We start from the raw sequence: 14,016 nt of genomic DNA, 5'->3' as shown, positions 1-14,016 counted from the left end.
CATCGGCGCAAGCCAGTGGCCGCCGTGGAGCCGGCTTTGCCGGGCCACTGGCGTCGCCCCCCTGGGGGGGAGGCGCCGAAGGCGCTTCGGGGGGGGGCTAAAACCTTTCATGCGGGCCGAGATAGCGCCAGGCGCCCGGCGGCAGCTTGCCCAGCACCACGCTGCCGATGCGCACGCGCTTCAAGCCCAGCACCTCCAGACCCACCAGATCGCACATGCGGCGGATCTGGCGCTTGCGGCCCTCGCGCAGCACGAAGCGCAGCTGGTCTTCGTTGGCCCAGCTCACCTTGGCCGGCTTGAGCTGGCGGCCGTCGAGCTCGAGGCCGTGCTGCAGCAGCGCCAGCTGCTCGGGCGGCAGCGGCCCCGGCTGGCGGTGGCGCACGCGCACCAGGTATTCCTTCTCGATGCGGCTGTCCTCACCGATCAGGGCCTTGGCGATGCGGCCGTCCTGCGTGAGCACCAGCAGGCCGGTCGAATCGATGTCCAGCCGGCCGGCCGGCGCCAGGTGGCGCTGGTGGTGCGGCTGCCAGCGGATGGGCGCGCGGTCTTCCTTCCAGCGGTTGCCGCCGGTGACCAGCACGCTGGCGGGCTCGTAGCCGTCTTCGGCCTGGCCCGACACATAGCCCATGGGCTTGTGCAGCAGCACCGTGACGCGCAGCGCCTGCTGCTGGCGCGCGGCCGGATCGATGTCGATCTGCGCATCGGGCATCACCCGCAGGCCCAGCTGCGCCACCTGGCCGTTGACGCGCACCCAGCCGGCGTCGATCCATTCGTCGGCCTCGCGCCGCGAGGCCATGCCGCGCTCGGCCATCAGTTTGGAGACACGCACCCCTTCCGGGGCGTTGGCCGGGTGGGCGGGATCGGGGGCGCGGGCAGAGTCGGGGGGCGTGGCCATGCGCCGATTGGATCACGGCCGCCGGCCACCGCGCGCAGGGGCCGGCCTGGCGCCTGCCGCGCCCGGCGCTCAGCGCCCGCGCAGGAACAGGTTGTCGAGCTCGCGCAGCGTCACCTGGCGCCAGGTGGGGCGGCCGTGGTTGCACTGGTCGGCACGCTCGGTGCGTTCCATGTCGCGCAGCAGGGCGTTCATCTCGGGCAGCGTGAGGCTGCGGTTGGCGCGCACGGCGCCATGGCAGGCCATGGTGGCCAGCAGCTCGTCGCGCGCGCGCTGCACCAGGCGCGAGGCATCGCCGTGGCCCAGCTCGGCCAGTTCGGCCAGCACGGCGCGGGCCAGGGCCACCGGGTCGGCGTCGGGCAGGGCGGCCGGGCGCTCGCGCACCGCCAGCACGCCGGGCGCCAGCGGCGCCACCGCCAGGCCCAGCTGCTGCAAAGCGTCGGCATGCGTCTCGGCGGTGGCCACCTCGGTGGGCGTGGCGGCAAAGGTGGCCGGGATCAGCAGCGGCTGCGCGGCCAGCGTGTCGCCGCCACGGGCGAGCTTGAGCCGCTCGTAGACGATGCGCTCGTGCGCGGCGTGCATGTCCACCACCACCAGGCCCTGCGCGTTTTCGGCCAGGATGTAGGCGCCGGCCAGCTGGGCCAGCGCGCGGCCCAGCGGCCAGGCCGCCGCGTCGGGTGGGTTGTGCAGCGCGGCGGCAGCGGGGCCCGCTGCCGCGGCATCCGGCGCCGCCCACACCGGCGCCCGCCCGTCGGGGCGGGCCACCGGCGCCAGGGTGGCGCTGCCGGCCGGGGTCGCCAGGGTGGCGCTGCCGGCCGCGGTCGCCAGGGTGGCGCCGCTGGCGGATGCCGCGGCGGCCTGGCCGCCCGCGCCTGGCCCGCCCGGGCCGGCCCAGCGGGGCGTGGGCTCCTGCGCATAGAGTACCGCCAGATCCTGCAGGCCCAGCGACACCTGGCCACCGGCTCCCACCGGGCGCCAGGGCTCGGCGGCGGGCCCGGTGCCGGCACGCGACGCCGGGCCGCGGGCATTGAAGTCGTTGGCCGGCCAGGTGCCAGGGCTGGGGGCGCCGGCCGCAACGCCCGCCACGCCCGGCACGCCGGGTGTCAGGCTGCCCAGGGCCGGCGCGCGCGATTCGGCCAGCGCGGCCTCGACCGCGTGGCGCACCGCCTGGTGCACCTCGCGGCCATCGCGAAAGCGCACCTCGATCTTGGTCGGGTGCACGTTCACATCCACCCGCAGCGGATCGATCTCGATCATCAGCACATAGCTGGGCTGGCGGTTGCCGTGCAGCACGTCCTCGTAGGCACTGCGGGCGCCGTGGGCCACCTGGCGGTCACGCACGTAACGGCCGTTGACATACACATACTGCTGGTCGGCGCGCGCCCGCGCGGCATCGGGCAGGCCCACGCGGCCGCTCAGCCGCACCGTGTGGCCCAGGGCGGCGGCCGCGGGCAGGGTGCGGCTTTGCGCCAGAAAGTCATCGCCCAGCACATCGGCGATGCGCTGCTCGAGCGCCTGCTGCGGCGTGCGGCCGGCCTCGGTGGCGCGGCGCCACTGCTCGACCAGCTTGCCTTCGTGCCACACGGCAAAGCCCACGTCGGGCCGTGCCAGGGCGTGGCGGCGCACGGCTTCAAGGCAGTGCGCCAGCTCGGTGGCGTCGGTTTTCAGGAACTTGCGGCGCGCCGGCGTGGCGAAGAACAGCTCGCGCACCTCCACGCTGGTGCCCTGCGCGCGTGCCGCCGCCGCCAGCTCGCCCGAGCGGGCGTCCAGGCGCCAGGCGTGCGGGGCGTCGGCGGTGCGGCTGGCGATCGACAGATCGGCCACCGAGGCGGTGGCGGCCAGCGCCTCGCCGCGAAAACCCATGGTGTGCACCGATTCCAGATCGTGCAGGCTGCCGATCTTGCTGGTGGCATGGCGGCGCAGCGCCAGCGGCAGTTCGGCGGCCGGAATGCCCGCGCCATCGTCCTCGACCAGGATGCTGCGCACCCCGCCGGCCATCAGGCGCACGGTGATCTGGCTGGCGCCGGCGTCCAGCGCGTTGTCGACCAGCTCGCGCACCACCGAGGCCGGGCGTTCGATCACCTCGCCAGCGGCAATCTGGCTGATCAGTTCGTCGGGCAGTTCGCGGATCGGGCGGCGGGCGGTATCGGGCATGGGTCGATTATCCCGGCCTGGCCAGGCCGGCCGCGCCGGCCATGACAGCGGGCTGTCAGGCCAGCGGCATAACGCGGCGGATGGCAGGGCGGGCAATCGGGGTTGCGTCTTGTGACGAAGTGCTCAGCCCAAGTGCGGGGTTGCGGGCCATAACCGACTGGGCCGACACCATCCGGTTCATAGACTCTGGCCCTCGTTGTGGGATTGCGCCTGGCGTCGATCCTGTTGTGGTGGTTGTGCTCGGAGTTGTTGTTGTCCCGCAGGCTCGTGGTGTCAGTGCGTGATCTCAGGTCCTCGGATCTGTCCGCCCTGAAGGTGTTTCTCCGCTTCGTGGGCCAGACCGAGGACTTTGCCTGGGCGCTGAGCGAACACGAGCACGAGGATGGCGACCTGCGCATCGTGGCGCTCGACGACCAGACCTGGCCGGCGCCGCTGGACGAGCTGGACGGCCCGCCGCTGGTGCCGCTGGTGGATGCCGACTGGCTGTCGCCGTTTCCCGACAGCCGCTGCCTGCGCCGCCCTCTGCAGCTGGAGGCCTTTGCCGAGCTGCTGCGCGCCCGTGAGCAGCAGCTCGTGCCGACCGGCACCGGTGCTGCAGCCGACGCGCCGGCGGCGGGCGTGCCGGCTCGGCCTGCTGCCGCGCCAGTGGCGCAGCGCGCCGAGCCGGCACCGCCCGCCGCTGCGCCGGCAACGCCGCCAGCCCGCCAGCGGGGCGGCAATGCGCCGGTGGCCACGCCGGCCGCGGCGGCCGTGCGTGCGGTGGCGGCCGCGGCCGCCGTGGCCGGGCAGGGCGCGCTGAGTCGCCTGGTCAGGCTGCCGGACGCCCCGGCCACGCCGGCGCCGGCGGCCACCACCGGTGCCGCCAAGCCAGTGCCGGCCAAGGGCCGCGCCACGCGCGGCCGGCCGGCCGCCGATGCAGCGCGCACCGGCGTGCCGCGCTCCGACCCCGGGCCGCAAACCCTGCCGCCCGAGCCGCTGGTGATCCCGCCCGAGCTGGTGGGGGTGAGTTTTCGCCTGCTGCGCTGGCCCAATGCCTTGCAGATGCGCGGCCAGCCGCGGCTGACCCGCGTGCTGGGCTTTCTGGCCCACCGTCCGATGGAGCTGGAGCAGCTGGTGGTGCACAGCGGGCTGGGTGTGTCGAACTGCATGGACCTGCTGCACTTTCTGGAAACCCAGCACCTGGTGCTGCGCAGCGCCGCCGCGCGGTTGCCGGCAACCGCGGCCCCCGCGGCGGCCTCGGCCGGCGCCCAGGCCGCCGCCACGCCACCGGCCCGGCTGGCCGCCGGCGCGGGCACGGCCGGTGCACCGCCTTCACCCGCCGCCGCGACCCAGCCAGGCACGCCGCGCCAGGGCAGCGGAGCGCGCATCGTCGGCGTGCTTTCCCGTTTGAGACTTCGCCTGGGCCTGTGATGCTGGAAGCCAAGATCGTATTCACCGGCCCGCCCAATGCCGGCAAGACCACCGCCATCGGCATCCTCAGCGACACGCCGCCGCTGGTGACCGATGTCACCAACCACGATGCCGCGCTGGGCAAGGACCGCACCACGGTGGGCCTGGACTATGGCGAGGTCAAGCTGGGCGAAGGCGAGTCGGTGCGGCTGTTCGGCACGCCGGGGCAGAAGCGCTTCGACTTCATGTGGCGCATCCTGGTGCGCAATGCGATCGGGCTGGTGATCCTGATGGACAACTCGCAGCCCGGGCCGCTGTCGCAGCTGACCGAGATCCTGGATGCGCTGCGCGAGTCGCTGGCCGTCACCGCCTGCGTGGTGGGCGTGGGCCGCACCGAGCAGCATCCCGAGCCGGCCCTGGAGCGCTACACCGAGCTGCTGGCCGAGCGCGGCCTGCTGGTGCCGGTGGTGGCCGTGGATGTGCGCGAACGCGAGGACGTGATGATGCTGATCGAGTTGATCCTGTCGCAGGCCGAGGCCCGACAGGCACTGGAGTCCGACGAATGAACCTGCCGTCCGAGTTGCTGGCCGCAGCCTCGCGCAGCGCCGATGCGCTGTTTGCCGATCTGGCCCACGCGCGGGCGGTGGTCATCGCCACCGAAGACGGCATGGAGGTCGTCAGCGTGATCCGCAACGAGCTCGATGCCGCGCGCTTCTCGGCCATCACCAGCTCGATGTCGGCCATCGGCGAGGTGGTGAGCAGCGAGACCGGGCTCGGCTCGGTGCGCTGCGTGATGGTCGAGGCCGACGGGGGCTACCTGGTGATGCGCGGCTGCCGCAGCGGCGGCATTGGCCTGGTGGTGGCGGCACTGGTGGGGCGCGATGCCCTGCTCGGGCTGGCCATCCACCGGGTCGGGCAGGCGGCGCGGGAGTTCTCGGCATGAACCAGGCCCTGCTCGAATCGGCACTCGAGTCGATGCTGGACCGCTTTCCGGGGGTGATGGGCTGCGCGCTGGTGGATGCCGGCTCGGGCCTGGTCTGGCACCGCCAGCCGCAGGCCAGCTTTGATGGCCTGTGGGAGGCCTCGGTCGACCACTGGCGGCTGCACCAGCGCCTGGGCCGCTACTTTGATTCGGCCGGCGAGCTGGGCGCCATCGTCACCTATCACCACGACGCGAGCCTGGTGCTGGTGCCCTGCCTGAAGGCGCCCGACATCCTGCTGGTGTGCCTGGCGCGGCGCGGCAGCGCCATCGACTGGGTGCTGTGGCAGCGCGACGCCCAGCAGCTGGGCCGGCGCATCAAGGCCGCGATGTGAGCGGCCGGCCGGGCCGCAGCGCAGATTCACCCGCCAGGCGACCCCGGGTCACGCCTTGCAGGACCGTTCAACTGACCCTTGCACCACAAACCTAGGAAGTACCAACATGGCAACGATTCGCCAAACTTTGGATGAGCTGATGACCTGCGACGGCGCCATGTGCGCGGCGGTGGTCGATTCGGAGAGCGGCATGATGCTGGGCTCCACCGGCTCCGGCGTGGACCTCGAGGTGGCCGCCGCCGGCAACACCGAGGTGGTGCGCGCCAAGATGAAGACCATGCGCGGTCTGGGCCTCAACGACGTGATCGACGACATCCTGATCACGCTGGGCAAGCAGTACCACCTGATCCGCCCTTGCTCGCGCAAGGAAGGCACCTTCGTGTACTTTGTGCTCGACAAGTCGAAGTCGAACCTGGCGCTGGCCCGCCGCAAGCTGCAGGACGTGGACAAGCAGCTCACGTTCTGATGCCTGTGCTGCGGGCCGGCCTGCACCGGCCCGCAGCCCGCTCAACGGATGTAGCGCCCCTGCTGGGTGACGTGCACCAGCTCGACGAAGCGCGAGCCGGTGTGCTGGCGGCCGTTGAAGTCGATGTCGATGCCGGCGATGCGGCTGCGCAGGCTGCGCATCTGCTCGTGCAGCGCACTGCGCGACAGCGCGCGGCCGCAGCGCCGCAGGCCTTCCAGCAGAACCAGCGCGTTCAGATAGCCTTCATAGGTGTGGTACGCCACCGGCACCTGGGCCTTGGCGCAGGCCGCACGGTACTGCCGCGCGGTGGCGTCGAGCTCGCTCCAGGGATAGGGCATCACCTGGGCAATGGCCAGGCCGCGCAGCTTGTCGCCCAGGGTCTTGGCCACCGCATCGCCCGCCACCACCGACATGCCGTAGCAGGCCGGTGAGGCGCCGGCTTCGTCGAGCGCGCGCATCAGCTGCGCCACGGGCGGCCCCGACAGGAACATCAGCAGTGCCTGGGCCTTGGCCGCACCGAGCTGCTGCGCCGCCTGCACCAGGTTGCTGCCGTCGTTGCGCACCGCGGCCGCGGCCACCACGCTGATGCCGGTGCCCGCCTGCTGGGCGGCGGCACGCACCAGGCCCAGCACCTCAACGCCGCCCGGGTTGTCCAGATGGGCCAGCGCCAGGCGCTGGATGCCGATGGTGGCCAGGTGCTGCATCAGGCGCGCGGCCTCGCGGCCATAGGTGGCGCGCACAAAGTAGGCCTGGCCCGCGGCCTGCTCGCGCACCGCGTCAGACAGCGCGAAGTTGCCGATCAGCGGCGCATTGCTCTCGCGCAGCAGCGGCACGGCGGCGGCGGTGGTGCCCGAGCCCACGGCGCCGAAAAAGCCGAACACGCCGCGCTCGGCCAGCAGGCTCTTGTAGTTGGCGGCCGCCCGGTCGGCGGCCAGGCCGTCGTCCAGCGTCAGCAGGCTGATGCGCCGGCCGGCCACGCCGCCGCTGGCGTTGGCTTCGTCAAAGGCCAGCTGCGCTCCGGCGTTGTAGCCCTGCACCGACACGCCCAGCGGGCCGCTGAGCACCGCGCTCTGGCCAAACAGCACCTCGCGCGGGCTCACGCCGGCATCGTTGGCAAAGGCCTTGGGCGCAAGAAAACCGAGCGCGGCACCGAGTGCCGCGCGCCTGCTTGTGTACTTCGTCATGTTGTCTCCTGCAGCGCATTGTCGTCACAGGCTGGTGCCGTGTCGGCACCCATAATCGAGGGATGGATGTACTGCTGACCCTGATCGATTTCATACTCCATGTCGACCGCCACCTGCGCGAGTTCGTCGAGGCCTACGGGGGCTGGGTGTATGCGCTGCTGTTCCTGATCGTTTTTGTCGAGACCGGTCTGGTGGTGATGCCCTTTCTGCCCGGCGATTCACTGCTGTTCGTGGTGGGCGCGCTGTGCGGTGTGGGCCTGATGAACTACCCGCTGGCCATGGCCCTGCTGGTGGCGGCTGCGGTGCTGGGTGACCAGGTCAACTACAGCATCGGCCGGCGGGTGGGGCCCAAGGTGTTCCAGTGGGACAACAGCCGCTGGTTCAACCGCCGGGCCTTCGACGAGGCCCATGCGTTCTACGAGAAGTACGGCGGCATCACGCTGGTGCTGGCGCGCTTCATGCCGTTCGTGCGCACCTTCGTGCCCTTTGTGGCCGGCGTGGCCGAGATGAGCCGCGGCAAGTTCACGCTCTACAACGTGGGTGGTGGCCTGCTGTGGGTGGTGGGCCTGGTGACGGCCGGCTACCTGTTCGGCAACGTGCCGTGGGTGAAGACCAATCTGTCGAAGATCATCTGGGCCATGATCATCATCCCGGGCCTGATCGCGATGTTCGGCGCCTGGAAGGCACGGCGGGCCTCGGCCGCTGCCTGACAAGCCGTGATTGAACCTGCTGCGCGGGCACATGGCGGCCCTGCGCGACTCGCCGTACGGCAGTACGGCTGCGTTGCTCGTACCACCCTGAGCCCGCTCGCGACGGTTCATTCACACCTTGTGACGCTTCGGGCTCGGCGCGCCGGCGGGTCCGGTGCCCTGGCCTTGAGGCTCGGTGGCCCGTGCCCGTGCCCAAGCACCTGCGGCAGGCCGCGATGCCGGCTTTGTTGGGCCGGCTCTACAGCACCCGCTGTCGCGCCAGCGGCGGGTTACGGGCGAAGTAGCGGCGGATGCCGTTGAACAAGGCCTCCACCAGCTTGTGCTGGTAGTCGGCGTCGCGCAGCTTGGCTTCTTCGTCGGGGTTGGAGATGAAGGCCGTCTCGACCAGGATGCTCGGCACGTCGGGGGCCTTCAGCACCGCAAACCCCGCCTGCTCGACGCTGCGCTTGTGCAGCGCGCCCACGCTGCCGATGCGCTCGAGCACCTCGCGGCCGATCTTCAGTGAATCCTTGATCTGCGCGGCGGTGCTCATGTCGAGCATGGCGCGCAGCACCTGGCTGTCTTTCACCGCGCCGGTGTTCACGCCGCCCACCAGGTCGGCGGCGTTCTCCTTGTCGGCCATCCAGCGCGCCGCGCTGCTGCTGGCGCCACCCTGCGACAGCGCAAACACCGAGGCGCCGCGCGCCGTGGGCGTGATGAAGGCGTCGGCATGGATCGAGACAAACAGGTCGGCCTGCACCCGCCGCGCCTTGCGCACGCGCTCGTGCAGCGGCACGAAAAAATCGGCGTCGCGGGTCAGCATCGCGCGCATGCCGGGCACGCTGTTCAGGCGCTCGCGCAGCTTCAGCGCAATGGCCAGCACCACGTCTTTTTCCTTCAGGCCGCTGGGGCCGATGGCACCGGGGTCTTCGCCGCCGTGGCCGGGGTCGAGGGCCACCACCACCAGGCGGTCGATGCGGCGCAGCTCGTCGCTGTTGAGTGGCGGCGGCGGGGCCGGCGTGGCGCGGGCGGGTGCACTGGCGGTTGCACTTGCGGTTGCACTGGCGGTTGCACTGGCGCCCACCGCCGCGCCCGATGCCGTGGGGCCCGGGCGCGGCGCCATGGCGGGCGGTGCGGCCGGCGCGGGCAGCGCCGCGGTGCCGGCAGCCGAGGCGGGCAGCGCCGGCACGGCAGGCAGGCCGGGCCCCGCCGCGGCAGGGCGCTGGATGTCGCGGATGAAGTCGCCCAGCGCATCGCTGACACTTTGCGAGGCCTGGGCCTCGGCGCGCTCTTTCTCGCGCACCAGGTCGAGCAGCGGGTCACGCGCCTCGGTCGGGTAGAGATCGAACACCAGGCGGTGCTGGTAGGCGGCCACCGGGGTCAGCGTGAACTGCTGCGGCGCCACGGCCTGTTTCAGGTCGACCACCAGGCGCACCACGCGCGGCTGGTTCTGGCCCACCCGCACACCGGCGATGTAGGGGTCGTCGGCGCGCACCTTGCCAACCAGCTCGCGCAGCGCCGGGCTCAGCTCGAGCTGGTCGATGTCGATCACCAGGCGCGGCGGGTTCTCGGCCATCTGCATGCGGGCGGCCAGCGCGCTGTCGCTCTCGATGGTGACGCGGCTGTACTCCTGTGCCGGCCACACCCGCACCGCCACAATGGCCGCGCCCCAGGCCAGATCGGCGCCACCCAGCAGCAGCACGGTGCTGCCCATGTGCGCCAGTGCCGCGCGGCGGCTGGTGCCGCCACGGCGGCCACCGCGCCGGGCGGCCTGGGCCGGGCCGGCGCTCATGGCGCGCCGGCTCCGGCTCCGGCTGAGGCGCTGCCGGCGGCGGAGGCATCGGCAGCGGCAGGCCCGGGGGCTGACATCAGGGCCGCAGCCAGGGCCGCCAGCAGCGTGCGGCCGTGCGGCGTGCCGGCCTGCACCTGCACGCTGCGCGCCGAATCGTCCAGCGGCTCGATCTGCAGGCGCAGGTCGGGCGGCGGCAGCAACGCGCCGGCCTTGTCGGGCCACTCGGCGATCTTCAGGCCCGGGCGGGCGAACACATCGCGAAAGCCGGCATCCAGCCATTCGCGCGGGTCACCGAAACGGTAGAAGTCGAAGTGCGCGGCCTCGCCGCCGCCGGGCAGGGTGTAGGGCTCCATCACCGCGTAAGTGGGGCTCTTGATGCGGCCCGACACGCCCAGCGCGCGCAGCAGGTGGCGCACAAAGGTGGTCTTGCCGGCGCCCAGCGGGCCGTGCAGCTCGATCACGCAGTCGGCCAGGCCCGGCAGGGCGGCCAGCCGGGCGGCCCAGGCGGCGCAGGCCGCCTCGTCAGGCCAGTGACAATCCAGGGTTTCGGGATGGGATGGATGCGCAGCAGTCACGGGCAGGCGGGCAATCGGCAAGGGCGGCGGGCATGACGGCAGAGGCTGCCGCGGCCGACGGCCTGGACCTGCCTGCGCTGTGGACGCAACTGCAGGCCTGGGCCACCGCGCTGGGATTCTCCCAGATCGGGGTGGCCGACGTGGACCTGCACAGCGCCGAGCCTGGCCTGGCGGCCTGGCTGCAGGCCGGCTTTCATGGCGGCATGGGCTACATGGCCGCGCACGGGCTCAAGCGTGCCCGGCCGGCCGAGCTGCTGCCCGGCACGGTGCGGGTGATCACCGCGCGCATGGACTATCTGCCGCAAACCAGCCCCGAGGCCTGGCAGGCCGTGGCCTTTGAGCGCCTGGCGCAGCCGCGGCAGGCCAGCGTTTCGCTGTATGCCCATGGCCGCGATTACCACAAGGTGCTGCGCCAGCGCCTGCAGCGCCTGGCCGATCGGCTGCAGCAGGCCGTGGGCCCGCGCGGCCACCGCGTGTTCACCGATTCGGCACCGGTGCTCGAGGTGGAGCTGGCCAGCCGCAGCGGCCTGGGCTGGCGCGGCAAGCACACGCTGGCCCTGGCGCGCGAGGGTGGCTCGATGGCTTTTCTGGGCGAGATCTTCATCGATCTGCCGCTGCCGCTGACACCACCGGCCAGCGCGCACTGCGGGCAGTGCACGGCCTGCCTGGACGCCTGCCCCACCCAGGCCATCGTGGCGCCGTACCGGCTGGATGCGCGGCGCTGCATCAGCTACCTGAGCATCGAGCACGACGGGCCGATCCCGCCCGAATTTCGCACCGCGATGGGCAACCGCATCTACGGCTGCGACGACTGCCAGCTGGTGTGCCCATGGAACAAGTACGCCCGCCGCAGCCCGCTGGCCGACTTTGACCCGCGCCCCGCCGTGGCGGCCGCCGACCTGCTGAGCCTGTGGGCCTGGGACGAGGCGGCCTTTCTGCACCACACCGAAGGCAGCGCCATCCGCCGCATCGGCATCGGCCGCTGGCGGCGCAACCTGGCGGTGGCCCTGGGCAATGCCTGGCGCGAGACCGGTGACGCCGCCATCGCCCAGGCCCTGCAGGCCGCACTGCCGGCCGCCGACGGGCTGCTGGCCGAGCACATTGGCTGGGCGCTGGCGCAGCGGTCTGCGGCGCCCGATGGGGCTTGACTGGCGCCTGTCCAGCGCCTGCTCGACCGCTGGCCTACGCGCGACACACGCGGTCGGCCGCACACCATGCCGCCCGCGCGGCCTGAACGTGGTCTGAACGTGGCCTGTGGCACGAGCCCGCTCAGCGCGCCGGGTTTGCCGCGGGTGGGGTTTCGGCGCGCGTGGCCACCAGAGGGCGCAGCGAGCTCAAGGTCTTGAGCAGGTTGAACCAGAACGGCGCCCCCAGCGACAGCAGCACCCAGGCCAGCAGACCGCCGAACAGCCGATGGTCGTTGCGGGTTGCTGCTGCCGTCGCCGCCGGCCCGCTGGCGGCTTGCGGGGGGGGCAACGGGCTGCCCAGCAGCAGCGGCTGGGTGGTCTGCATCGCCTTCAACTGGGTTTTCACCTCGGCCAGTGCGTTGTTGACGCACTTCTGGGCGCTCGCGACCTCGGCCTCGGCCAGCGCCTGGGCATGGGCCGAGGCGCCGGCCCTGTCCAGCAAGGCCTGGGCGGCAGCCATGTCGGGCAGCGGCGGGTTCAGGTCGATCTGCTTCTGGATGGCCGCATCGGTGTCAGCAGGGGTGGCTGGGTTGTCGATCAGGCGGCGCAGTGCCTGCAGCGGCAATTGGCTGCACGAGGTCTGGCCGAGCAGTTTGTCGGCCTGCGTCACCAGCGGGCCGGCGGCCGCCACCCAGGTGCTGCGCAAGTTGTTGTCACTGCGCAGCGTGGTGTAGATGTGCACCGCGTCGACACCCAGGCACAGCACCACCGCGCCCGACAGGGCCACCGTGACATAGCGCGTGAACAGCGCGAAGCGATCGGCCGTGCGCGACATCGCGGCGTCAAACCACAGGCCCACCTGGGTGGACAACGCCGTGCTGGTGACCAGCGCGCGGTTGACGGCCTCGCTGGCGGCCTGAGCCTGCGCCGGGAACAGCTTGGTCAGCTCGGCCTGGACGGCCGACAGGTCGGGTGCTGGCGCTGCGTTGGGCGCCACCAGCGCCTGCACCCACTGCAGCACCTGCGGCGCCAGGCCCTGCACATGGCGGCCGGCGGCCAGGTCGTTGAGCGCGTGGATCAACTCGTCGCGGCTGATGGCTTCGGCGCCGGCCGCCAGGCCGATGCTGGCCCGCGAGGCCAGCGCGGGCGACTGGGTGGTCACCTGGCGCGCGAGCTGGCGCGCCAGCACCTCGTCAAGCCCCAGCTGGCTGAACAGCTGGCCCAGGCCCCATACCAGGCTGCCGTGGCGCAGTCTGAGCAAGGCGCTGACCAGTTGCACCACCGCGGTGACGAACAGGCTCAGCATCAGCATCACGGCGGCAAAGCCCAGCACCGTGTCGAAGGTGTCAAGTGACATCGCAAGCTCCCTTGGGCCGCACATCGGCCGCGCTGGAGCTTGGCGCAGGCGGGCGCCTGACGCATCGTTCAATTGACGGTGGGCACGCATGCAGCGGTGGTTGCCGCCGCCGGGGCCCACGGCTCAGGTGTAGGTCATCCAGCCGCGGTGTGCCGCGCTGTCGAGGTGGGGCAGGGCGTTGTAGGCCACCAGCACATGGCGTTTCGGGTTGAACGAGAACTCGCAGAGGGCGCTGTTGCGCAGCTGCATGTTCAGCTCGATGCTGGTGCTGGACGGGGCGCCCAGCACCCTGGCCACCGCGGTGCTGATCGGCCCGCCGCTCGAGACCAGCAGCACATTGCCCGCGTGGTTATGCCGCACATGGTCGAGCGCGGCCTGCACGCCGGCGGCAAAGTCGGCATAGCTGGGCATGCCGGCGGGTTGCACCTCGCCGTCCATCCAGCGCTGGAGGCCCTGGCGCAGCAGGCGGAAGTGCTGCTTGTAGCCCTCGGGCGAGGTGGGTTTGTCCAGGCTGGACAGCGGGCCGTCGTGCACCGCGGCCAGCACGGCATGGCTGTCGTACTCGTTCAGGCCCGGCCAGCGCAGCGCCTCGTGCGTGGCCTGCAGGCCGCGCGCCAGCGCCTCGTGCGATTGCAGGTGGCGCTGCAGCGTGCCGGTGAGCACCGCCTCGAAGCGCAGGCCGCGCTCGCGCAGGTACTCGCCCAGGCGCTCGCACTGCTGGTAGCCCAGCGGGCTGAGCTGGTCGTAGTTGTCGGCGCCGAACGAGGCCTGGCCGTGGCGCACGAGGTAGAGGGTTCCCATCGGCGGGATTGTCATGGCCGGCCGGTGCGCGGCCTTGTCACGGCCGTGACCGCCGGCAGACGCTGCGGCCGAGACATGCCGCGTGCACTGCAGCGGTGCGCCGCATGCTGTGTGGCGGTGCGGGTGGCGGCAAGGGGGGGCGGGTGGCGCAGATGCCAGTCAGGCGCCCAGAAAAAAACCCCCCGGTGATGCACCGAGGGGTTGGACGAAAGGGCCTGACTGCCCTGCTGAGGAGATAGACAGACACCGTTGCCGGCATCGATGAACATTCAGCAA

At 72.0% G+C, this 14,016-nt stretch carries 14 protein-coding genes; 7 read left to right on the top strand and 7 right to left on the bottom strand.

Going from position 1 to position 14,016, the window contains the following annotated elements:
• Positions 1-97 precede the first annotated feature (97 nt).
• Together N4G63_RS12585 and mutL are read right to left on the bottom strand one after the other, a co-directional pair.
• Positions 98-895: a pseudouridine synthase gene (locus N4G63_RS12585; protein WP_260785824.1), complete on the bottom strand. Its 798-nt coding sequence runs from the start codon at positions 893-895 to the stop codon at positions 98-100.
• 69 nt (positions 896-964) lie between these two features.
• Positions 965-3,046 carry a DNA mismatch repair endonuclease MutL gene (mutL, locus tag N4G63_RS12580; RefSeq protein ID WP_260785823.1) on the bottom strand — a complete coding sequence of 694 codons (2,082 nt, stop codon included), beginning with the start codon at positions 3,044-3,046 and terminating at the stop codon, positions 965-967.
• Positions 3,047-3,361: 315 nt separating this feature from the next.
• Here mutL and N4G63_RS12575 point away from each other — a divergent pair, with 315 nt between their 5' ends.
• From N4G63_RS12575 to N4G63_RS12555, 5 genes are all read left to right on the top strand, one after another.
• Positions 3,362-4,456, top strand: coding sequence for a hypothetical protein (locus N4G63_RS12575; RefSeq protein WP_314599758.1), 1,095 nt, complete (start codon positions 3,362-3,364; stop codon positions 4,454-4,456).
• Positions 4,456-5,001, top strand: coding sequence for a GTP-binding protein (locus N4G63_RS12570; RefSeq protein WP_260785821.1), 546 nt, complete (start codon positions 4,456-4,458; stop codon positions 4,999-5,001). The genes N4G63_RS12575 and N4G63_RS12570 overlap by 1 nt, the downstream gene beginning before the upstream one ends.
• The gene (locus N4G63_RS12565; RefSeq protein WP_260785820.1) at positions 4,998-5,378 is read left to right on the top strand and encodes a roadblock/LC7 domain-containing protein; all 381 of its coding nucleotides are present in this window, start codon (positions 4,998-5,000) and stop codon (positions 5,376-5,378) included. The genes N4G63_RS12570 and N4G63_RS12565 overlap by 4 nt, the downstream gene beginning before the upstream one ends.
• Positions 5,375-5,749, top strand: a complete 375-nt coding sequence (locus tag N4G63_RS12560) for a hypothetical protein (protein ID WP_260785819.1) — start codon at positions 5,375-5,377, stop codon at positions 5,747-5,749. The genes N4G63_RS12565 and N4G63_RS12560 overlap by 4 nt, the downstream gene beginning before the upstream one ends.
• Positions 5,750-5,855: 106 nt before the next feature.
• Positions 5,856-6,215, top strand: a complete 360-nt coding sequence (locus tag N4G63_RS12555; RefSeq protein WP_314599757.1) for an ATP-binding protein — start codon at positions 5,856-5,858, stop codon at positions 6,213-6,215.
• Between the two features lie 41 nt (positions 6,216-6,256).
• Here N4G63_RS12555 and N4G63_RS12550 read toward each other — a convergent pair whose 3' ends face one another.
• The gene (locus N4G63_RS12550) at positions 6,257-7,399 is read right to left on the bottom strand and encodes an ABC transporter substrate-binding protein (protein ID WP_260785818.1); all 1,143 of its coding nucleotides are present in this window, start codon (positions 7,397-7,399) and stop codon (positions 6,257-6,259) included.
• Between the two features lie 62 nt (positions 7,400-7,461).
• Between N4G63_RS12550 and N4G63_RS12545 the strand changes: the two genes are divergently transcribed.
• Positions 7,462-8,109 (top strand): DedA family protein, encoded by a 648-nt coding sequence (locus N4G63_RS12545; RefSeq protein WP_260785817.1) that lies wholly within the window; start codon positions 7,462-7,464, stop codon positions 8,107-8,109.
• A gap of 238 nt (positions 8,110-8,347) precedes the next feature.
• Here N4G63_RS12545 and N4G63_RS12540 read toward each other — a convergent pair whose 3' ends face one another.
• Complete coding sequence (locus N4G63_RS12540) at positions 8,348-9,880, bottom strand: N-acetylmuramoyl-L-alanine amidase (protein ID WP_443112054.1); 1,533 nt, start codon at positions 9,878-9,880, stop codon at positions 8,348-8,350.
• Entirely contained in the window at positions 9,877-10,455 is a 579-nt protein-coding gene (gene tsaE / locus N4G63_RS12535) for a tRNA (adenosine(37)-N6)-threonylcarbamoyltransferase complex ATPase subunit type 1 TsaE (RefSeq protein ID WP_443112053.1), read from the bottom strand. Before tsaE ends, N4G63_RS12540 begins: the two co-directional genes overlap by 4 nt.
• Positions 10,456-10,487: 32 nt before the next feature.
• Between tsaE and queG the strand changes: the two genes are divergently transcribed.
• Positions 10,488-11,603 carry a tRNA epoxyqueuosine(34) reductase QueG gene (gene queG / locus N4G63_RS12530; RefSeq protein WP_260785816.1) on the top strand — a complete coding sequence of 372 codons (1,116 nt, stop codon included), beginning with the start codon at positions 10,488-10,490 and terminating at the stop codon, positions 11,601-11,603.
• Positions 11,604-11,724: 121 nt separating this feature from the next.
• Here queG and N4G63_RS12525 read toward each other — a convergent pair whose 3' ends face one another.
• Positions 11,725-12,939, bottom strand: a complete 1,215-nt coding sequence (locus tag N4G63_RS12525; protein ID WP_314599756.1) for a hypothetical protein — start codon at positions 12,937-12,939, stop codon at positions 11,725-11,727.
• A 123-nt stretch (positions 12,940-13,062) separates the two neighbouring features.
• On the bottom strand, positions 13,063-13,740 hold the full coding sequence (locus tag N4G63_RS12520) for a histidine phosphatase family protein (protein ID WP_260785814.1): 678 nt from the start codon (positions 13,738-13,740) through the stop codon (positions 13,063-13,065).
• Positions 13,741-14,016: the final 276 nt, after the last annotated feature.

The organism is Aquabacterium sp. OR-4 (assembly GCF_025290835.2).
GTDB lineage: Bacteria > Pseudomonadota > Gammaproteobacteria > Burkholderiales > Burkholderiaceae_C > Pseudaquabacterium.
This window is presented reverse-complemented; position numbering and strand designations above follow the sequence as displayed.